The sequence below is a fragment of the Roseiconus nitratireducens genome, assembly GCF_008629675.1.
In the GTDB taxonomy this organism is placed as follows: domain Bacteria; phylum Planctomycetota; class Planctomycetia; order Pirellulales; family Pirellulaceae; genus Stieleria; species Stieleria nitratireducens.
In genome coordinates this window covers 513,620-534,894 of the sequence record NZ_VWOX01000002.1, presented here as the reverse complement: position 1 = coordinate 534,894, position 21,275 = coordinate 513,620, and the positions used below count along the sequence as shown (strand labels likewise).

Below are 21,275 nucleotides of genomic sequence, written 5' to 3'. Positions count from 1 at the left end.
CGGTGTGCCCACCGGAATGCGAGTGGCGCGGGTTACAGTTTTGACGAAGGTTTGGGCGTCAAATCTTTCACCAATCGCTTGATCAAATCGTCGACGGTGATCCCGTCGGCTTCTGCGGCAAACGTGGGCACAATGCGGTGTCGCAGAACGGGCAAGGCCAATGTCTGGACGTCGTCGATCCTGACGTGCGGCCGTCCGTGCATCAGCGCGCGGGCCTTGGAAGCCAACACCAACTGTTGGCTGGCCCGCGGGCCGGGACCCCATTCCACCAGTTCCTTGGCCCAGCTGGCGCATTGCGGATCGGCGGGCCGAACGGCACGGACCGCGTCCAGGACCCACTCCTTCACGTGTGGTGGCAGGGGGACGCGGCGGACCAGTTTCTGGAACTCGATGATCTGCTGGCCGCTGACGACCGCGTCGACCGCGGCGTCGAACGTGGACGTGGTGCGATCGACGATTTCCGATTCCTCCTCGCGACTGGGATAGTCCACGACGACGTGGAACAAGAACCGGTCGCGCTGCGCTTCGGGAAGCGGGTACGTGCCCTCCTGTTCAATCGGGTTTTGCGTCGCGAGTACGAAGAAGGGTTCTTCCAACGCGTACGTCTTGCCGCCCGCGGTGACTTCGTGCTCCTGCATCGCCTCCAGCAATGCCGCTTGCGTTTTGGGCGGGGTTCGGTTGATTTCATCGGCCAGCAGCATTTGCGTGAAGACCGGTCCCGGTTCGAACAGCAGCTTTCTCCTTCCGGTTTCCGGATCTTCTTGAATGATGTCGGTTCCCGTGATGTCGCCGGGCATCAAATCCGGTGTGAATTGGATTCGGTGAAAACGCAGGTGCATCGAATCGGCCAAGGTCCGAATCATCAGGGTCTTGGCCAGACCGGGAACGCCTTCCAGCAAACAATGTCCGCGGGAAAGGATCGCGATCAGTAACTGTTCGATGACTTCGTCCTGACCGACGACAACGCGGCCCACCTGTTCGCGGATCGCGCTGCATGCCTTGACCAATTGCGCCGCCTTGGCGGCGTCATCTTCACCCAACTGGTTCAAATTCGGTTCGATCGGCGGCGGTTGGACCATTGCGGCAATGTACCTTTGGAAGTCGCAAAGAAGGGGCAAGATCGGCCAGGCGGTCTCTGCACGGCCGTGCCAGGATTTAGGCGGAACGGTCAGGCCAGCGGGGCTGGCGGGCGGCTGCGCTGTCCGGTGGCTGCGCGGTCCGGTGGCGGCGACAAGGTTTCCATGGGACAATTCCCGCCACAGTTTCATCATACACGGCGCTGGCGTATCTTTGGGTCATGGCTTCATTATATGTCGTTCGGGGGAGAGATCAGGGCAAGCACTTTGTGCTCGGCGGTCCCGTCGTGCGCATCGGACGTGACACGCAGAACGACGTCCAGCTACTCGATAGCGAAGCGTCGCGGAGTCACGCGGAAATCCGGGTCCACGACAACGGGGAATGTCTGTTCGTGGACTTGTCCAGTAGCAACGGCACGCAGATCAATGGGGTGGAAGTCGCCGAAAAACTGTTGGCCAGCGGCGACCGGATCGAGATCGGCGGGACCCTGTTGATCTTCACCGGAACCGGACAACCGACCGCCATCGAAGCGGCCCACGGCGTCGACATCGTTCGCCAGACCACCGGCGGTGAAGCCAGCCGGATCGTGTCCTCCCTGGCACGTCCCATTTCTCACTCGGGAAGTCTATCCCAACGTCCGGTGTTGCCCGGTACCGGTACCGGTACCGGGGATTCCGAGGACGAAGACGCGTCCCCCAGAAAAACGGCCTTGTCGCTGCCGTCGGATGCTTTCGAAGCCTCGTCCGTCCTCGCCGACTCCCCGCTGAAGACGCTTACCGACAGCGATCGGTCGCTGGAGGTCATGTACCTGACCGCGTTGGCCGTCGGCCGTACCGATGACCTGGGCGAATTGCTGAACCGGGTGCTGCGGTTGGTGTTCGACTGGGTCGATGCCGATCGTGGTTGCATCATGCTGCGGGACAATGAAACCAACCAGTTGCGGCCCGCGGCGCGTTGCGACCGCCAGTCCGCCCCGGCCGATGCCGACGATTCGAAGCCGGAGAGTCCGATCAGCATCAGCCACACCATTCTGGAATACGTGCTGCAGCGTGCCGAGGGCGTTCGGACCAGTGACGCGACGGACGATGCGCGATTTGATGCGGCGGCGTCGATCGTCCAGGGCGGTGTCCGCGAGGCGTTGTGCGTTCCGCTGCAGGGGCGGTACGACATCGTGGGCGCACTTTACATCGACACCTACACGTCGCCCGGTCAAATGGTTCGCCGCGGCAAGAGTCATCGTTTTACCGATGAACACCTGCGGTTGATCACGGCCATCGGCCATCAGGCGGCTTTGGCAATCGAAGACACGTTTTACTACTCCGCGTTGTTGCAGAGCGAACGCTTGGCGGCGATGGGGCAAACGATCGCAACCCTGTCACATCACATCAAGAATATCTTGCAGGGGATTCGCGGCGGAAGCTATTTGATCGAATCCGGTTTGAAGCGAAACGACACCGACGCCGTGCGGCGCGGATGGGGGATGGTGGACCGAAACCAAGAACGAATCTCCAACTTGGTATTGGACATGCTCACGTTTTCTAAAGAACGGGAGCCCCAGAAAGTCGATTCCGATTTGACCGAGACCACCGAAGACGTTGTGGAATTGATGGCGACGCGCGCTGCTGAGTCCGGCGTGGAACTGTCCTTCCGGTCCGACCCGGACCTGCCGACGGCGCATTTCGATCCCGATGCGCTGCATCAGGCCATCTTGAATCTGGTGACCAACGCGATCGATGCCGTTTCTGAATCTCGCGACCAAGATTCCGATGCTCCGGCCGATCAAGTTCGCGAGGCCCCTTCGCCCAAAGTCGACGTCCATACCGGCTATCGGCAGGATCTGGGATGGTTTGTCGACGTGATCGACAACGGTCGAGGCGTCTCGGCGGAAGATCGTGAGAAGATCTTTTCGTTGTTCGAGTCCAACAAAGGCGCCCGCGGGACCGGCTTGGGATTGCCGGTCAGCGCGAAGATCATGCGAGAACACGGCGGTGAGATCAAGATTCTGGATCCGCCCGATGGCGTGGGATGCTGTTTCCGGCTCGTCCTGCCGCCGTGACGGCACCCCGGACGTACCCGGTGGTGCAATCAGCCGAGCGACTCTCAGGCGTCAAAGCGCTCTCGTCGCCGCTGCTTCTTTTGACTCAGCTGCGTCTTCGCTTCCCGCCGACGTCGCAGGCTGCCTTTCGTCGGACGCGTTTTCTTGCGCCGCTTGGGGGGGCGTCGGACTTCCAACAGCATTTCCGTCAACCGATACCGAACGTCCGACAGGTTCTGCGCCTGGTCGCGAAAACGGTCACTGTGCAGCACCAGTTCGCCTTCGCGGTTGATCCGATTGGCGAACCGTTCAACGAAACGGTCTCGCCAGGCCGGATCAATGACCGCACTTTCATGAGGTGACCAGCGGAGGGTGATCTTGGAGTTGACCTTGTTGACGTTCTGTCCGCCCGGACCGCTGCTGCGGCTGGCGGTGGTGTTGAGTTCGTTGGCCGGAATCGTCAGCTTCTGGCTGACGTACAAATCACTCATTCCCTGGGTTCTCGTTTGAGTCGTTTGAGTCGGCAACCGCCGCTGGGCAACGCTTCAGTGTACCGGTTGGTACATTAGACGACAGTTTCATCTAACCGCTTGCAATCCCCACGATTTCATCATGAGTCTCCGACAGTTATTCGTCCGTCGAAGTTCGGTCATGGTTGCCGCCTACCTGCTGCTCAGCGCAACATCCTGTACCGCACAATCCGTACCAGAACCTGCCGAAGCATCGAACTCGACGCAAGACGCCGCGGCGGCGCCGATGGCCAAAGGGGAATTCCAATGGCCTCGTTTGCTGAATGTGCGTTTCGATGGCGTGGGCGACTGCGGTCCGCTGCGATTCGATTGGTCGCAGCGTCCCAAGGCCGTGTGGACCATTCCGGTGGGGCCCGGCTACGGGCTGGGAAGTGTTGCTGAGGGCCGCTACTTTCATTTCGATGCGGCCGACTCGGACGAGGGCCGCGTGCAACGGTTGCGAGCCTTCGATTTACAGTCCGGTCAGCCGTTGTGGTCGGTCCAACAACCGTTCGATTACCGTGATCTGTACGGATACGAAGCCGGTCCGCGAGGCACGCCCACTGTCGCCGGAGACAAGGTCTTCACCATGGGGGTCGACGGCGTCCTCTGCTGTCGGCGCGTGGAGGATGGCAAGCTGGAATGGAGCGTCGACACCAACGAGCGTTACGGCGTCGTGCAAAACTTTTTCGGTGTCGGATCTTCACCGTTGATTCACGAGGACAAGGTGATCGTGCAGGTGGGTGGCAGTCCGCCGGAAGACCAGGCCATCGCTCCGGGAAGATTGGATCGTGTGATCCCCAACGGATCCGCAGTGATCGCCTTTGACCGCGACAGTGGCAAGGAGGTTTGGCGGTGCGGGCAGGATCTGGCTAGCTACAGTAGCCCCCGGACGCTGCAAATCGGATCGCAGACGGTCGTCCTGATGTTCGCCCGAAACCATCTGCTGGCGATCGATCCCGAACAGGGCAAGGTACTTTGGGAACACCGACACCGGGCTGACTTGCTGGAAAGTGTCAACGCCATGATGCCGGTTGTTCGGGGAGACCAGGTGTTTATCAGCGAGTGCTATGACATCGGGGGCGCGTTGTTGCAAGTCACATTGGACGGCGTGCAAAGGATTTGGGAGGACGCCGGCAAACCGCGGCGGAACCAGGCGATGCGTTGTCACTGGTCCACGCCGATTCTCATTGACGGCTATCTGTACGGCTGCAGCGGACGAAACAACCCGGACAGTGACTTCCGCTGCGTCCGCTGGGATACGGGAGAAGTCGCCTGGAACGACGAGCGTCGCATTCGTACTTCGGTGACCCTGGCGGGAGATCACCTGGTGGTTTGGGATGAAAAGGGGCGAATGCAAATTGTTCGCCCCACCCCCGAGCGGTTGGATGTGGTGGCGGAATACGATTTCCGTGACCGACTGAGCTACTACTGTTGGGCCGCCCCAATCGTCGTCGGAAATCGAATGTTGATCCGGGGCGACGAGAACGTTCTCTGCCTTGCATTAGACGTTTCCGAGTAATTCCACCCGTCGCTGCCGTCGCCAGACGGCGTGGACGTCCATCCCTCCCGTAGCTGCCGTCGCCAGACGGCGGACAGCCACGCTCTGGGCGAGCGTGGCTACGTCGAATTGGGGAGGTCCGGTGGCACGCTGTCTGAAACCTGTCATTCTCCCCTGTAGCTGCCGTCGCCAGAGGGCGGACAGCCACGCTCTGGCGAGCGTCACGACACCTTCCCCGGCAAACCCTGGTGCGACGCAGGGCGTTCCGAGCACCCATTTGCGGTAGCCGGGGACATCCCTAGAAAACTTTGGATTCTTCCGGTTTTCACCGGACCCCGTTGGTCAGCTGCGGGGTTTTTATCAACGCGAGTTCCATTTCCCTCTCATTGCGTCGCCCGGGGGAGTGCTCGCGAAGTTTCGCTTGGGGTTCACGTGCTAGACGCACGTCCAAGCTTGCGGCCTTCGTCCGTGATTGACACCGCATCGACGCCCGGGGGCGCATGTCCGAAACGGGGATTGATTCGTCCAACCTGCACTTGAGCTTGATTTGATGGAATTTGCATTTCGAGGTTCGCCCCCAGGATGGCCGGATTAATGGCGGCGAGGCGGCGCCCCCGTCCGAAATGCACTGATGGTTCTTCCGCCATCACCCTGCATCAACCCGATGCGCCGTCGATGATGCAAGCGCCGGCGGCTTCCCTCGTGGTCGGCCGCTGGCTGCTTCCGCTCTGCGCGGGCATCCTGCTGGGTGCCATGATTGGCTTGTTCGCCAAGCCGATGGTTAGCGAACCGGATGCCGGCCAGGAATCGTTCGACAATGGTCTGTTGGTGACACAACAGCTGGACTCGCTTTTTCGCGTCGTCGAGTCACAGCTGCAAGAGGACGCATCGAATCTGGCATCCCATCGAGAGCTGTTGGATACCTTTCAGGCTTACGATCGTCTGTACGTCCAACAGCCGAGTGTCGATCCGGCGACGCAACTTGCGAAGGCGTATGCCGCACGACGGTTGGGGCATGGCTGTCAGGCGCTTGGGGAACTTGAAGACGCGGGCGAGTACTATCGACAATCTCGTGATCTGTTTGCTGCTTGTTTGCAAGCAGATCCCCATGCGATCGATCTTTACTCCCTGTGGTTAAATGCCCACACCCAGATCATCTATGTGGAGCTGACACGCGGAGACTTGGACGCGGCAAAACACGAGTACCACATCGCGGTGGGCGCGTTGCAACAGCCGGCGCTCACCCAGGATTTCGACTACCACAAGTCGATGATGTTGGAGCTGAAAGCGCTCGCCGAACTCGGGATCGAACTCAAGCTCTACGCAGAAGCCATGCAAGTCGCCGAACGGTTTGCGTTCTCGGCAAAAGTTCTGACGGATCGATCTCCGAACGACGCTGCGTTGGCTCAGGACGCAGAGGATGCCCAACTGTATCTGAGAATTCTTTCATCATTGCTGCGTCAACAGGAGAAGCTATGACCATCAGGGGTTGGAAACGACATTTCGGCGGGCGTCGGTTCGCCTTTTTGGGAATGATCGTCTTTGTCGTGTTGGCCGTAAACAGCGCCATCGCCGGTCGCCAGCGGAGGTATCCGGTACCGGAGACATTGGCTCCGATCCCGACTCCGATCGGTGTTTCCGGGCGGAGGTTGTTTCGCTTTGGTGAAGATGAATGTGTCGTCATCCGTCCTCCCGTGGAGCTTGTGGGCGAAGTCGAACGGCAGCAATACCTCGGCGCTGATGAAGAAACCGACTTGGTTCGACAAGTGCTCTCGCCGGGAAACCGCTGGCACACCGATCCGAGTCGTCCTGAAGAGCAAACGACCTTTAATTGCGCCAGCTTCGCAATTGGCGACGTGATCGGGCTTTCACGGGCTGATTTCATCAATCCGCGGGCGGTCGCGTTCACGAACATGCAGAATCCTGCCCGCGTTTTGCTGCAAGAATACTTTTATCGTTTGGAGACCTATCCGCTTGCCGCCGTTGAGTGGGATGAGCTTGACACCCTCGAGTCGCTCGGTGACGACGACGTGGTCGTGTTCGCGACGCATGGCAAAGACGATGAGTATGTTCATCTGGGAAAGATCGCCAAGGTGCACGGGCGCAATCGAATGGTCAGTAAAATGGGACGCGGTCCTATCGTCCGGGGAACCATTCAACGGACGGCGCAGGAATACGAAGGTCGATTTGACGAGATCCAGATCTATCGACGCCGTTAAGGGTCCAGAACAGCATCCCACCGGACGTCCCTCATTCGACGTAGCAACGCTCGCCAGAGCGTGGCTGTCCGCCGTCTGGCGACGGCAGCGACGTGACCCCTGGTTCCAAGGCTCCGCCTTGGAACCGGCTGGACGGAAGGCTCCCGCCTGTCGAAGGTCAGTTTCCGATCGACAAGGTCGCGGGGATACGAAGCTCATCCGCCGTCTGGCGACGGCAGCTCCATGACCCCTGGTTCCAAGGCTCCCGCCTTGGAACCGGCTGGACGGAAGGCTCCGCCTTCCGAACGTTGACGGCCCGTCGACCGAACCGGGCACTAGAGCGCTGCTTCGGTCGAAGACGACGTTTGGGACTGACCCTCGAACGGCGAAACTCGGATGGCGTGGAACTCAATGCCGGGATTGTCCCTCTGAATGGTTTGCGCGTGCCATTCGGACTGCAGAAGCACGGCGTCGTGCCCGAACTGATCGCGAACGATCTTTGACGAAAACGGCAGCTTCAGCTGGCCCTTCTCTTCTTCGGACAGGTTGAACCAGCGGGCCATTTTGTAGGGCCGCCACTGAATGTTGGTCGATGTGTTGTATTCCGATTCCAAACGGAACTTGACGACATCGAATTGCAATTCACCGACCGCCGCCAGAATCATTTCACGTCGCGTCGATCGGGCATCGTGAAACATCTGGATCGCTCCTTCTTCGACTAGTTGTTCGATCCCGCGATCGAATTGCTTGCGACGCGAGGTGTCGGGACATTCCAGCACCGCAAAGAACTCCGGTGAGAATTGGGGCAGCGGTTCGTAGTGAACCGGATCGCCCTCGCACAGCGTGTCGCCCAACCGAAACTCGCCGGGGCACACCACGCCGATGATGTCGCCGGGATAGGCCAAGTCAACGGTCTCGCGTTCCTGTCCGAAGATTCGGAGCGCCCGCGGAAGCCGCAATCGCTTTCCGCTGCGGGCAACGGTCACTTCCATGTCGCGTTCAAACTTCCCCGAGCTGATCCGCATGAAGGCAACGCGGTCGCGATGCCGTGGATCCAGGTTGGCTTGGATCTTGAAGACGAACCCCGAAAAGTCCTTGCGACCAGCGGGAACCGGACCGATGTTGCTGAGCCGGTTTCCGGGAGGCGGGCAAAGATCAATAAAGCCCTTCAAGAAGTGTTCCACACCAAAGTCAGTCAGGGCGCTGCCGAAATACACCGGAGTCTGCTCGCCACGCAAGAAACGGTCCGCCTCCAGCGTTGCCCCGGCCATCCGCACCAGTTCCACTTCTTCGTGGACTTCGTCGACCAATTCGGGGGTCAATCCGTTCAGCACCAGCGGTTCGCCGGCGTCATTCCGCAGCAGCTGATCGCCCGCGACATGATTGCGAACCGCTTGCCAATCGGTTTCGATGGACCCCAGTCGGCGTGCCTGCGTGTTCGGATCAAAGACATGGATCCGATCGCTTTCCAAATCCACCACGCCCGAGAAATCGCGGCCCGATCCCAGCGGCCAGTTCTGGGGCACTGCCTCAATCGAAAACTTCCGCTCAATCTCCTCCAGGATCTCCAGCCGGTCGCGTCCCGGACGATCCACCTTGTTGACGAATGTCAGCACCGGAATTTTGCGGAGCGCGCAAACGCGAAACAACTTCTCCGTCTGGGCTTCGATCCCCTTTGCCAGGTCAATGACCATGACGGCGGCATCGGCTGCCATCAAAGTGCGATAGGTGTCCTCGCTAAAGTCGTGGTGCCCGGGAGTGTCCAGCAAATTGATTTGACAATCGTCGTACTCAAACGTCAGCACCGTCGAGCTGACCGAGATCCCACGTTGCTTCTCCAAGTCCATCCAGTCGGAGGTGGCGGTGCGTTGGCTTTTGCGGCCCCGAACAGCGCCTGCGATTTCAATCGATCCGCCGAACAGCAACAGCTTTTCGGTCAGCGTGGTCTTCCCGGCATCGGGGTGCGAAATGATGGCGAAGGTCCGCCGGCGTTTGCGTTCCTGTTCGACGTGCGAATCCAGCTTGGCAGTGTTCATTCGATAACGATAAGGACGAAGTGTGGAAGATCATTGGAAATCTGCTCGTCGGAAATCTGCGAGGCCCGCACCCGGTGGCAGCCGCCGCCTACGGCATTGGTATCGACAAAAGTCACCTCACGCTTCCGCTTCGAGGTCATGCAGCTTTCCGAGTCAGTAAAAGACTTGCGTTTCAAAAATCACCCTCCCTCCGGGAGGTTCAAAGGCGAGGCACGAGCCTTTGGGGAGGGTGTCTTCGACAACCAGCTGAAATCATTCGCGACGGTCGTGCCCTCCCCGCGTCGTCGCGGGGCTCCTCCGCGACCCTCGCGGAGGGAGGGTGATATTAAGCCACGAGCTCCTGGCGGGAACGAGCAGGTTGGCGACGGCCGACGTCGCGAACCAAATCTCGCTTCCGGTCGAATGCCTTCTCGACCGCGGAATGTATTTCGGTGCTATGGGGGACCGACTTGGGAGCCACGGAGATCAGAAGCAATCGGCATCACGGGAGGACGGTAATGGGGCGTGTCGGTGCCGCAACAAAGATTGCGGCGGGGGCGTCGAGTTTCGCGGGGGAAAGTCCCAAGAAAGCTAACGCAGATCGCGAATTTGGACAAGGGAATCGCATCGCTGGAATCGCAGCAAACGTTCTCGACCGCCCCAAGTAGCCAACACCAGGGATTCCCCCCGGGAAACGGCGGCCTGCGAGGTGCCCAGGGAAAGGACTACAATGCTCGCCTGCGTTCCACCCCACCTCAAAATGCCCGCCGACGCTGAAGAACGCGTCAAACACCACCGGATCCCAGGGAATTTGCCGATGACCGCCCGTTTCGCTGCCTTTGCATGTTGGTTCCTCGCGGTGATCGCCGCCGCTGCGTCAGTGTCGGGTGCTTCATCCGAGCGGCCTAATATCGTCGTCTTCCTTGTCGACGACATGGGAGTGATGGACACTTCCGTCCCTTTCTTGACCGATGACCAGGGGCAGCCAAAGGCTTACCCGCTCAACGAACTTTACCGGACTCCGAACATGCGACGTCTGGCTGAGCAGGGAATCCGGTTCAATCAGTTTTACGCGATGAGTGTTTGTTCGCCGACGCGTATCTCCATCATGACGGGGCAGAATGCGGCGCGTCACGGCGCGACCAACTGGATCAATCCGCGTCAGAACAATCGCGGGCCGATGGGACCGCCGAACTGGAATTGGGAAGGACTTCGCGGTGACAGCGTCACACTACCGAAGCTGCTGCAACAGGCCGGCTACCAAACCATCCACGTGGGGAAAGGGCATTTCGGTCCGACGGACACCGAGGGGGCGGATCCGATCAATCTCGGGTTTGACATCAACGTCGCGGGGGCCTCGTTCGGGGCACCGGGAAGCTATTACGCGAAGGAGGGATACGGTTTGCACAGCCGTCGCAGCCACCACGCCGTCCCCCACCTGCAGAAATACCACGGAACGGAAACCTTTCTGACCGAGGCTTTGACGCTGGAAGCCCAGGAACGGCTTGACCGGTGCGTCCAGGCGGAACAGCCGTTCTATTTGTACATGGCCCACTACGCCGTTCACGCGCCATTCCAATCGGATCCCCGATTTGCCACGCACTACGCGGACTCCGGTCTGTCTGCGAATGCCCAGGCCTTTGCGACGCTGATCGAAGGCATGGACAAATCATTGGGGGATTTGATGGATCATCTGGAACGTTTGGGTGTCGCTGAAAACACCCTGATTCTGTTTCTGGGGGACAACGGGTCCGACGCGCCCCTGGGCGGGCCGCACGAAGTCGCGTGTGCTGCGCCGTTGCGCGGCAAGAAGGGGGCTCACTACGAAGGCGGGATGCGAGTGCCGTTCATCGCAGCCTGGGCAAAGCCGTCCCCCGAAAATCCAAACCAAAGGGATCTGCCGATTCCCGCCGGGGCGCTTCAGACGCAAATCGCCGCCGTCCACGATTTGTTTCCGACGATCATCCGTGTCGCGGGCGCCGACGCTCCGGAGACCCACCCGGTGGACGGTCGAGAACTGCAGCGTTTGTTGATCGGTCAAAGCGATCCGGAGAGACCCGAAACCTTTTTGATGCACTACCCGCATTCGCCGCATCGCAGCGATTATTTCACCTGTTATCGCGACGGCGACTGGAAGGTTATCTACCACTATTTCCCTTCTCAGCAGTCCGGCGGTTCGCACTACCAACTGTTCAATCTGGCGAATGATCCCTTCGAGTCCGAGGACCTGTCCGAATCGGAGCCCGAGCAGCTTCGGCGGATGATGGGGCGGCTGGCGGATCAATTGGAATCTCATCAGGCACTTTATCCGGTTGCCAAAGACGGAAAAGTTGCCTTGAAACCGGAGCAGCCGTAGCGAACCCCCAGTGAACATCATGGCCGACAAAAACCAAACTGCGCAGCCGTCGCAACATCTGCGTCCCATGACCCGATGCCAGATCTTGCCGCTCCCAGGGCGGCAGTTCCAACTGTTGATCGATGGAAACGAGCGGACTCGCTGGCATTTCCCCAGTGATGTGCCGCGACCCTACTTTTATCCGATCAACGGGCCGGGAAACGTCAGTCTGACTCGGATGGGGCATCCCGGCGCGCCCAACCATGATCACCACCGTTCGTTCTGGTTTGCCCATCACGATTTGTTGGGGATTGACTTCTGGTCAGAGAACACCGATGCGGTGATTGAACAGACACAATGGCACGCGATTGAAGAAGACGATGCGTCGGCCACGGTGGCATTTCGGTTGGTTTGGCGGGACGGCCATGATCCGTCGCCTTTGTTGACACAGGATGTGTTTGCAACGATCCGGCCCGGCGATTCCGATTCTCAGCTGTCGGTCGATGGAAGCCCGGACGCCTGGACGCTTGAACTGCAGAGTGATTTTCGGTCCGACGCTGAGGGAGTCGAATTTCGTCAAAGCAATTTCGGCATTCTGGGGCTCCGCGTCGCGAAAACGCTGTCGGTCGTGTTTGGTCAGGGAACGATCACCGGTGCGGACGGTCGACAGGGCGAACAGCAACTCTTTGGACGCCCCAACCGTTGGGTCGACTACAGCGGACCGATCGGAACCGATGCGCAGGGCCAGGCAGTGATCGAAGGTTTGACACTGATCGACCACGCGGAGAACCCCGGTCACGGTTCGGACTCCGCGGCAAGTTGGCACGTCCGCGATGACGGATGGATCGGTCCGTCGCTTTCACGGCACTCGGGCATCGAATTGACGCGCGGCGAAACCTTGCGATGCCGCTATCTGTTGCTGGTGCACCCGGGAGCGTGCAATCCTGCCCAGGCTCAGCAGGTGGCAGCAAAGTTTGACGCGTTGCCCGCGCTCCGTTTCGGACGCGGTACGAAGCCGCATCAGCAGTTCCAAATCTTCCGCACGTGAATCCGGCCGAGAGCGTTGCGACGGCCGATCAAGCGAGTATCTCTTCCGCGACCACGCCGGCCACGTCCGTCAAGCGAAAGTCCCGTCCGGCGTGACGGTAGGTCAGCTGACGATGATCGATGCCCATCAGGTGCAGAATCGTCGCATGCAGGTCGTGAACGTGCATTTTGTTCTCGACGGCGTAATACCCGAATTCGTCGGTCGCGCCGTAAGCGTAGCCGGCTTTGACACCGCCGCCCGCCATCCACAGAGTGAAACCGTGAGGATTGTGGTCGCGCCCGTTGTTGCCCTGAGCGGTCGGCGTGCGGCCGAACTCTCCGCCCCACAGCACCAGTGTTTCATCAAGTAGTCCGCGTTCCTTCAGATCTTGAAGCAATCCGGCAATGGGTTTGTCGACTTCGGCTGCGTTCTTGGTGTGACCGCGGTACAGATTGGAGTGCTGGTCCCATTGAACTTCACTGTCGCTGTGCGTCACCTGGACGAACCGCACACCGGCTTCCAGGAATCGCCGCGCCATCAAACATTGCCGTCCGAAGTCCTCGGTCACCGGATCATCAACACCATAGGCGCGTCGCGTCGATTCAGTTTCTCGGTTCAGGTCCTGCAACTGTGGGATCGACGTTTGCATCCGGAAAGCCAACTCAAAGGAATCCAAGCGGGCCTGCAGCGTCGGGTCCGGCCCCGTCCGTTTCAGGTCGTCCTGGTTCATCCGTTTCAGCAGGTCCAGCTGCTTTCGTTGCACGTCGGCGGGAAATCGCGGATTGCGAACATGTTTGACCTTGGCCTGCTTGGAGTCCAGGCTGGCGTTCCCAATGGGCGTCCCCTGGCAATGAGCCGGCAGGAACGCGGCGCCCCAATTGTTGACGCCGCCGTGCGCCAGGGTGGGACAGATCGTGACAAACGCTGGCAGGTTCTCATTCTCGCTGCCAAGCCCGTATGTCAGCCAGGCACCGAGGCTGGGACGAACAAACTGATCCGAGCCGGTGTGCAGTTTCAATGACGCTCCGCCATGCGCGGGGTTGGTTCCGTGAACCGAACGCAGGATGCAGAGGTCGTCGGCGTGGCGAGCGGTATGTGGGAACAGGTCGCTGACAGGCAATCCCGACTGGCCGTATTGCTTGAATTTCCAGGGCGATTTCAACAGATGCCCCTGCTTCGCAAAGGTCACTTCCGGAAGGGCGAACGGTGGTGGTTTTCCGTCGTACCGATCCAACGCCGGCTTGGGGTCAAACGTGTCAACGTGCGAGGGCCCCCCCTTCATGAACAGGAACAGAATCCGCTTGGCCCGGGCCGGAAAGTGAGCGGGCTTGGCCGCCAACGGGTTCTCGCGGCCCGCCGCTGAGGGCTCCGCCGCCACGCTATCACGAAGCAATGCCGAGAACGCCAACTGTCCAAATCCTAGCGCCGACGTCTTCAACATCTGGCGACGGTGTTGCGCCGCCAACAGCCGTTGATCGGAGGAAACTTGAGATCCGCTCACGTGATTCATCTCAGGTACAGGAATTCGTTGCTAATCAACAACGCCTGGCAAAACAACGTCCAGCGTGCTGTCGGTTCGAGTGAGACCACATCGTCCAAGAATTGGTTGGCCTGTTCGATCTCGTCCGCTTCGGGTTCCCGCGACAGTGTTCTGCGGTAGACCGCCGCAATTCGGGCTTCATCGGTGGGGGCCGCGCGAAGAATGTGTTCGGCCAATCCCTGGGCCGCGTCCAGTACCAGCGGATCGTTCATCATCAGCAGGGACTGTGGGGCGACCACCGTTTCGGCCCGACGACCGGTGGGCATCGTCGGATCGGGAAAGTCAAACTGCCGAAAGAACGGATACAGGTTGTTGCGGATCACCGGCAGATAGACAGCGCGGCGCAGGCTGTCGTACTTCGTGTGGTCGACCGAGGTGTGGTTGAAGACGAACTGGCGATTTCGCAACGGGACGGACTTTCCACCCGGGGTACGGTCCAAACGGCCGGAGACCATCAGCAACGCATCGCGAAGCTGTTCCGCATCCAATCGTCGACGTGGGAATTTCCAAAGCAGACGGTTCTCCGGATCGAACGACTCGGCCGCTTCCTCAAGATCCGAACGACTCTGCATCCGATAGGTGCTTGAGAGCACAATCACGCGGTGGAGTTCCTTGGTCGACCACCCGGATTCGATAAAGAAACGTGTCAGCCAATCCAAAAGTTCGGGGTGACTGGGACGGTCGCCCAATTTCCCAAAATTCTCAGTGGTCCGCACGATAGCGTTTCCGAAGTGCCAACCCCAGATCCGATTGACGTACACCCTTGCGGTCAACGGGTGTCGGCTATCGGCCATCCAGCGCGCCAGTTGCAGCCGGCCACTTTGACCACGCGGCAACACCGGCGGTACGGCGGAGGTGCGCATCACTTGGGGGAACGCACGGCGAACCGGAGCGCCCAAATTGTGATGGCTGCCGCGGATATGAACCGGCAATTCCTCAAAGACCGATGCGTCAGAAACGCCCATGGCAGCGGTTTCATCCGGCGCTCCGCTCTCGATCAGTCGCGCCTTCTCCATCAAACGGTTGTACTCGGCAAGCGTTTCGGGGGCGAACGCGTGTTCGGGCTGCGGCGGCACGCTGATCAGCCCCGATGGATCTTTCAATGCGGCGTGGGCCTGGGCGATCAGTTGCGAATCGAAGTCGGGAGGGGAGTCATTCGGGTCGGTTCGAGCCTTTTCCTTCGGCGCCGCGGGTTCGGTTTCTTGCTCCGCCCGTTGGCGGTCGTCAGGCTCCTGCCGGGCAATGCGAAAGAGGTTTGTGAAATAGGATTCCAACTGTTCCGGTGACATCGTCGCGGCAAGTGCTCGCCACTTCGCAACGATCGGATCCTTTTCACGGTATTGCAGATGAAGTCGACAATGATGCAGGATGCGTGGATGCAGCCCATCGCGTTTGGCAATCGTCGCCACTTGGGAAAGCGATGTCGAAGGCTCGAAACGGGCCGCTGCGCCCAGATACTGAGCGGCTCGCTCCACCGCCTGCTGTCGCACGTCGGACATGGATTGATTCTTGAATGCCGTCGCGGCGCGTTGGGCTTGCGCGATGCGGTCATCGACTTCTTTGATCTTCTGACGCTCCTGGTCGGTCGCAAATGAATGTTCGAACCAGTGTCGGATGGCGCCTTGGTTGGTATCACCAAACGTCTTGGTGCTTTTAAAAATCGCAGCCAGTGCGTAGTAGTCTTGTTGCCGGATCGGATCGAATTTGTGGTCGTGGCAGCGGGCGCAGCCAAGCGTCATTCCCAAGAATGCTTTTCCGGTCGTGTCGATCTGTTCGTCGATGGTGTCCATCACCAGCTTTTCGCGATCTGGTTCGGCAAGCACCTTGGCGCCCAACGCCAGAAAGCCCGTCGCGGTCCGCGTTTCCCGATCGGCTCGCGGCAGCAGGTCCCCGGCGATCTGCTCGATCAAGAATTGGTCGAACGGTTTGTCCTCGTTGAACGAAGAGATCACATAATCGCGATAACGCCAGGCATTGCCGTACGCCAGGTTTTCATCCAATCCGTTGGAGTCGGCATAGCGGGCCACGTCCAGCCAATGCCGGCCCCAACGCTCGCCGTAAGAGGGCGAGCAAAGCAGCCGGTGGACCACCTTGTCGTAGGCGCGCTCAGATCGGTCGGCAACAAAAGCTTCGACCTCACTGGATGTCGGGGGCAGTCCCGTCAGGTCGAAGGTGACCCGGCGAATCAACGTCCGCTTGTCCGCCGCGCGCGCTGGAGCAAGGCCTCGGTCCTGCAACTGCTTGAGGATGAATTGGTCGACGGGCGTCGTCGGCCATGACGAATCGCGGTTGGTCGGGACCGGCGGACTGGAAAGCGGTTGAAAGGACCAGAACGATTTGCTCCGCGTGATTGCAGAGGCGTCGGTCTCACCAATCGGCTCGCTGACTTCTGAAGAACGCGGATCCGGAGCACCTCGGGTCACCCAGCGTTCCAGCGTGGCCACGGTGTCCGGAGACAGCCTTCCATCCGGCGGCATTTGCAAATGAGGATCGCCGTAGCGAACCGCTCGGATGAGCAAACTGGACTCCGGATCACCCGGAACGATCGCAGGACCGGAATCGCCGCCAGTGGCCCAGCCTTGTCGAACGTCCAAGCGAAGCCCCCCACGCTGCTCCTGCTGGTTGTGGCAGGCATCGCAGTGTTCGACCAGCAGGGGCCGGATTTCACGTTCAAAGAATTCCCGCTCGGAAAGTTCGATCGGTGGTTCGCCCGCATCGACCCGGAAGGTGTCCAGTGCAACCACAGCCGCGACGCACAGAATGATCGACGCGTTCGCTAGCATCGCTTTCCGGTTCGCGGGCTGGCACCAGCGGCTGGTGGACGTTCGAGTCATGTGTGTGGGGCAGCAGTGCGGGCGGGGGTGAAGCGGGACGTGCGACGCTTAACGGCGGACGTGGTTGCCTCATTGCCACGTAGTGGCTTTTGGGTGGACGCTCTGAAAGGGGCAGGGGGCGGGCGTCCGGGTGGGATGATGCAGTTTACACCTGTGTGCGTAACGGCACAAATTTTTGAACGGATTCACGGCATCTCGGTTTCACTCGCCCAACCGGGCCGGCGAAACCTTGGATGGCGGCCGATTCCAGTTTTTTTCATTTTCTCCGGTGGAATTATCTGTACAGTAGTAGGCTGAACGCTCGAGTCAGAGGCCGCATTCAGGCGGATCCGATAAGATCGCAGGTGCTCAATCGCGGGGCTGCGCCGGATCTGGTCGCCATCGGGAATCCGCAGCGGCAAATCGAGCGCGAACTTGTCATTCTTATCTCTCATGACGACCGCATTCATCGTACAGTGGCACCGCCCCGATTTCTCTGATTGGCACCTTTGAGAACGTTCGACGAATCGACCGATCGCCCTCGTCTAAGTGAGGCTTGATTGGACCGACCGATGAAGAAGCAGCATTCGACGACGCTTGATGAACTGATTGCCGGGTTTCTGGAGTCGGAGCACCATGGCAAACACGTGGTGCCCCAGGCGATGGTTTCGAAATTTCCAGAACATCGCGACGCATTCTTGAGGTTTGTGGAGTCCTACCGGCAATCGCACCGGGAGAGCGAATTGGCGGATACGCCAATTCACCGTGCCGACCCACAGCACATGCAGCGCCACCAGTTGGATCGCCCCGAAACCGATGGCCCCGAACGGGAACGCCCCGATCTGGAACGCCAGGAAGATGACCCCGGCGGCGCCGAAATCTCGCCCGATCTTCGGGGACCTGGTTCCTCCGAATTCGAGTCTCAGGAGACTGACCGGGGCGCGGATGATTCGATGGATTTTCAGTTTGAGCTCACTCCGTCCCAAACGGGATCGGATTCCGATAGCGACTCGCATCCCGAGGGGACACGGATCGGGCCTTATCAGATCGTCCGACGCATCGGCCAGGGGGGCATGTCGATTGTCTACGAAGCCGCGGTCGAAGGAGCCCAAGAAACGGTTGCGCTGAAGATTCTTAACGCCGCCGCTGCGAATGAACCCGATATCCGCCAACGGTTTCGCCGGGAATCTGAAACGATTCGATCGTTGGATCACCAGAACATTGTTCCGCTTTGTGACTATGGCACCCACGACGGAACGCCTTACCTGGCGATGAAACGCATTGAGGGGCGGTCGCTGTCCGAGCGGATTCGCAAGTGGAGAAAGGACGCGGAGATTTCGGTCGCCACGGTTGTCACAGCTCCGGGCCGCGAAAACAGCGACGCCGATGATCAGGAACTGGCGTTCCATGTCGACGCCAAGGCGGACCGCTACCAACGCTTGACGGAGATCGCTTCGGGAATCGCGACGATTGCCGAGGCGTTGCACCACGCGCACAGCCGGGGAGTTGTCCATCGGGACGTCAAACCGTCGAATTTGATGATCGACGTTTCTGGCAAACTGTGGTTGACGGATTTCGGTTTGGCATCCGCAACCGACACACAGACGGTGTTGACCAAAACCAGCCAGATCATCGGGACACCGAACTACATGAGTCCCGAACAGGCGACCGGTTCGGTCGACAAGGTTGATCACCACACCGATATCTATTCCCTCGGCGCGACCCTGTACGAGTGGGTCACATTGCGGCGTCCTTACCAGGGTGATCGTTTTCGCGTCTTGCTGGAAATCGCGGCGGGGCAGGTCACGCCGCCATCGCGGATCCGTCACGACATTCCCAGATCGTTGGAGGCGATCATCCTGAAGGCGATGGCATATTCGCCCGCCGATCGATACGAAACCGCTCACGAAATGGCCGAAGACTTGCGCCGCTTCGCTGCCGGTGTCCCGATTCATGCACGATTGCCGGGTGCGGCGGATCGCGTGGTGCGCTGGGTCGCCCGGCACCCGCGGCGGACGTTGGTCAGTTTGCTGGGGACCGTGTTCCTGATCAGTAGCGTGATTTCGCTACAGTTTCTGTACGGCCGCCAGATGGCTGCGATGAATAACCGGCTTGCGCAGCTGTTGGTCAAGACGGAACGTGCCACCCAAGCCGAGCGACAGGCGCTCGCGGAGCTGGATCAAACCAACTGGGTGTCAATGAACCAGCTGTATCTGGCCGACATTGCCGACGCGTTCGACGCGTACCACGACCGAGATTTCGATATCGCGCAGCAGTTCCTTGCGCAGCAGCTTCCGTGGGCTGGCGGTGAGGATCGGCGCCGAACCGGCTGGTGGTTGTTGTATCACCTGGTTCGGCCGCCTGAGGCGGTTGAGATGGTCGGACACGAAGGCCCGGTCAACGAGGTTCGCTATTCGTCGTCCCGGAACGAAATCGTCACGGTGGGCAGCGACGGGACCGTCCGTCGCTGGAATCCCGACACAGGCGAATCGGTGGACGTGCTGCCCTTTGCCGGCTGTCTGGATGGAATGGATATTTCGCCTGACGGGACTTCCTTCACGATCAGCCCCAAGCCGTTGGTCGGCATCAATGCCGTCGTGACGCGCGATGTGGAGACGGGAGAGTGTGTCCACCAACTGGCCTGGCACAACGACACGGTCGAGTCCATCGCTCATTCACCGGACGGACGTTGGGTCGCGACCGGATCGCGGTATCACGACGTTCATGTGCATGCCGCCGATGGCAAACTGCTGGGGACCATCCCGACCGGGTCCAGGAATGAATCGTTGGCTTTTTCGGCTGACGGTGAGCAGCTCTTTGCGGTGTTGCGAATCATTCACGGACGTGATCATCGACAGTACCTGGCACGTTGGGCCGTCCCGTCGCTGGAGGAAGTCGAGCGATTGGATCTTCGGTTCTCCCTCGATACGTTCGCGATTTCCGCCAGCGGAGACAAAGCCGTTGCCGTTAGCGGCGACGACTTTGCGTTGGTCAATGTGAAAACCGGTCATGCGGAATACTTTTGGAATCAGACCCGGGGGCGTGTACGCTGCGTCGCGATGTCGGCCGCCGGTGACCAGATTGCTTTGGGATGCGATTGTGGACTGTTGTACTACTGGAACCTGCGGGGTCTGAACTGGAAGCAGATTGAAAAAGACGCATTTCCCGATCCCGTTGTGATCGTGACCAGTGGCCGGCGTTTGACGAGTGTGCGGTTTACCGATGACTGGCTGCTCGCGGCATCGGAGGACGGAACCGCCAAACGATGGGATTTAGCCCAGATTCGTGACCGACAACGCACGGTTTCACCGTCCGCCGTTGCGATGGTTCAGCCGGCTTCCAACGCCGACGTGTTGTACCTCCGCCGAGACGGTGGGCAATTGGACCGATTGAATCTGAGAACGTTGCAGAGCAAAACTCTGGCCAGCGTCCAACGCCATCATTCCAACGCGTTTGCGGTGTCGCCGGATGACCGCGTCCTGGTGGCCGGTTCCGGAGGTGAGCTGGTGGTGGTTTCGATGGACAACACCAAACAGACGCGATCCATTCCCACGGACTACGCCGAGAAAAACATCGCATCGGTGCTGTTCAACGCCGAGGGGACGATCTTGTGGACGTTGTTCAATGATCGGATTCTCGCCTTCGAAACGGAAGACTGGACGCTCCAGCAAACAATGCTGCTGCCGCGGGAAGGGGCACATCGCTTCGTGCTGTCACCGGACGGTCAGACACTGGCGGTCACGACCTTTCAAGAGATCCTGTTGTTTGATGCGACGAACCATGAGCTGATCACCCGCGTGCCTTGCATGCATGCGGAGATGTCCCCGGCGATCGCGTACTCGAACAACGGCCGAATCCTGGCCGTGGCACACCAAGACGGTCTGGTGACTTTGCGCCACTCCGACCCAAGCCTGATCGGTGGGGATCCGATTCGACGGTACCGCGGGCACCGGGCGCGTGTGGAAGATTGTCAATTCATCGACGACGATCGGACGCTGGTGACCATTGCCGACGATGCCACCATGCGATTTTGGGACGTGGAAAGTGGTCGAGAAATGGGCGCGTTGGAGGTTGCCAAGGACAATCACGCCTGTCTGTTTTTCGACGCCCACCGCCGGCAGCTACTGACCGGCGGCGGCTATTCCGACACGCACGTTTGGCCGGCGCATCCGATCGAATCGCTGGCCGATCTTTCACCTTGATCGGGCACGATCGCTGACGCTGG

Annotated in this window: 13 protein-coding genes; 7 read left to right on the top strand and 6 right to left on the bottom strand. The window is 59.9% G+C overall.

Annotation, left to right across the window (positions count from 1 at the left end; genetic code table 11):
• Positions 1–32: 32 nt before the first annotated feature.
• On the bottom strand, positions 33–1,079 hold the full coding sequence (locus FYK55_RS04595; protein ID WP_150075182.1) for an AAA family ATPase: 1,047 nt from the start codon (positions 1,077–1,079) through the stop codon (positions 33–35).
• A 218-nt stretch (positions 1,080–1,297) separates the two neighbouring features.
• Between FYK55_RS04595 and FYK55_RS04590 the strand changes: the two genes are divergently transcribed.
• The gene (locus FYK55_RS04590; protein WP_150075181.1) at positions 1,298–3,133 is read left to right on the top strand and encodes an ATP-binding protein; all 1,836 of its coding nucleotides are present in this window, start codon (positions 1,298–1,300) and stop codon (positions 3,131–3,133) included.
• Positions 3,134–3,177: 44 nt separating this feature from the next.
• Here the strand turns inward: FYK55_RS04590 and arfB are convergent, their stop codons facing one another.
• Complete coding sequence (arfB, locus tag FYK55_RS04585) at positions 3,178–3,603, bottom strand: alternative ribosome rescue aminoacyl-tRNA hydrolase ArfB (RefSeq protein ID WP_150075180.1); 426 nt, start codon at positions 3,601–3,603, stop codon at positions 3,178–3,180.
• 121 nt (positions 3,604–3,724) lie between these two features.
• Between arfB and FYK55_RS04580 the strand changes: the two genes are divergently transcribed.
• The 3 genes from FYK55_RS04580 (at position 3,725) to FYK55_RS04570 (ending at position 7,341) form a co-directional block, all read left to right on the top strand.
• A complete protein-coding gene (locus FYK55_RS04580; protein WP_235908413.1) occupies positions 3,725–5,143 on the top strand; it encodes a PQQ-binding-like beta-propeller repeat protein in 1,419 nt (472 codons plus the stop codon).
• 654 nt (positions 5,144–5,797) lie between these two features.
• Positions 5,798–6,601, top strand: coding sequence for a hypothetical protein (locus FYK55_RS04575; RefSeq protein ID WP_150075179.1), 804 nt, complete (start codon positions 5,798–5,800; stop codon positions 6,599–6,601).
• Positions 6,598–7,341: a hypothetical protein gene (locus FYK55_RS04570; RefSeq protein WP_150075178.1), complete on the top strand. Its 744-nt coding sequence runs from the start codon at positions 6,598–6,600 to the stop codon at positions 7,339–7,341. Before FYK55_RS04575 ends, FYK55_RS04570 begins: the two co-directional genes overlap by 4 nt.
• A gap of 314 nt (positions 7,342–7,655) precedes the next feature.
• Here the strand turns inward: FYK55_RS04570 and FYK55_RS04565 are convergent, their stop codons facing one another.
• Together FYK55_RS04565 and FYK55_RS04560 are read right to left on the bottom strand one after the other, a co-directional pair.
• The gene (locus FYK55_RS04565) at positions 7,656–9,356 is read right to left on the bottom strand and encodes a peptide chain release factor 3 (protein ID WP_150075177.1); all 1,701 of its coding nucleotides are present in this window, start codon (positions 9,354–9,356) and stop codon (positions 7,656–7,658) included.
• Positions 9,353–9,532 (bottom strand): hypothetical protein, encoded by a 180-nt coding sequence (locus tag FYK55_RS04560; protein ID WP_150075176.1) that lies wholly within the window; start codon positions 9,530–9,532, stop codon positions 9,353–9,355. The genes FYK55_RS04565 and FYK55_RS04560 overlap by 4 nt, the downstream gene beginning before the upstream one ends.
• 620 nt (positions 9,533–10,152) lie before the next feature.
• Here FYK55_RS04560 and FYK55_RS04555 point away from each other — a divergent pair.
• Together FYK55_RS04555 and FYK55_RS04550 are read left to right on the top strand one after the other, a co-directional pair.
• On the top strand, positions 10,153–11,691 hold the full coding sequence (locus FYK55_RS04555) for a sulfatase (RefSeq protein ID WP_150075175.1): 1,539 nt from the start codon (positions 10,153–10,155) through the stop codon (positions 11,689–11,691).
• A gap of 19 nt (positions 11,692–11,710) precedes the next feature.
• The gene (locus FYK55_RS04550; protein WP_150075174.1) at positions 11,711–12,718 is read left to right on the top strand and encodes a DUF6807 domain-containing protein; all 1,008 of its coding nucleotides are present in this window, start codon (positions 11,711–11,713) and stop codon (positions 12,716–12,718) included.
• Between the two features lie 28 nt (positions 12,719–12,746).
• On the opposite strand, the gene FYK55_RS04545 is transcribed toward FYK55_RS04550, so the two are convergent.
• Together FYK55_RS04545 and FYK55_RS04540 are read right to left on the bottom strand one after the other, a co-directional pair.
• Complete coding sequence (locus FYK55_RS04545) at positions 12,747–14,138, bottom strand: DUF1501 domain-containing protein (protein ID WP_150075349.1); 1,392 nt, start codon at positions 14,136–14,138, stop codon at positions 12,747–12,749.
• A gap of 65 nt (positions 14,139–14,203) precedes the next feature.
• Complete coding sequence (locus tag FYK55_RS04540) at positions 14,204–17,020, bottom strand: PSD1 and planctomycete cytochrome C domain-containing protein (protein ID WP_150075173.1); 2,817 nt, start codon at positions 17,018–17,020, stop codon at positions 14,204–14,206.
• A 602-nt stretch (positions 17,021–17,622) separates the two neighbouring features.
• On the opposite strand from FYK55_RS04540, the gene FYK55_RS04535 reads away from it, so the two are divergent.
• Positions 17,623–21,252, top strand: a complete 3,630-nt coding sequence (locus FYK55_RS04535; RefSeq protein ID WP_150075172.1) for a WD40 repeat domain-containing serine/threonine-protein kinase — start codon at positions 17,623–17,625, stop codon at positions 21,250–21,252.
• The last annotated feature ends 23 nt before the right edge of the window (positions 21,253–21,275 follow it).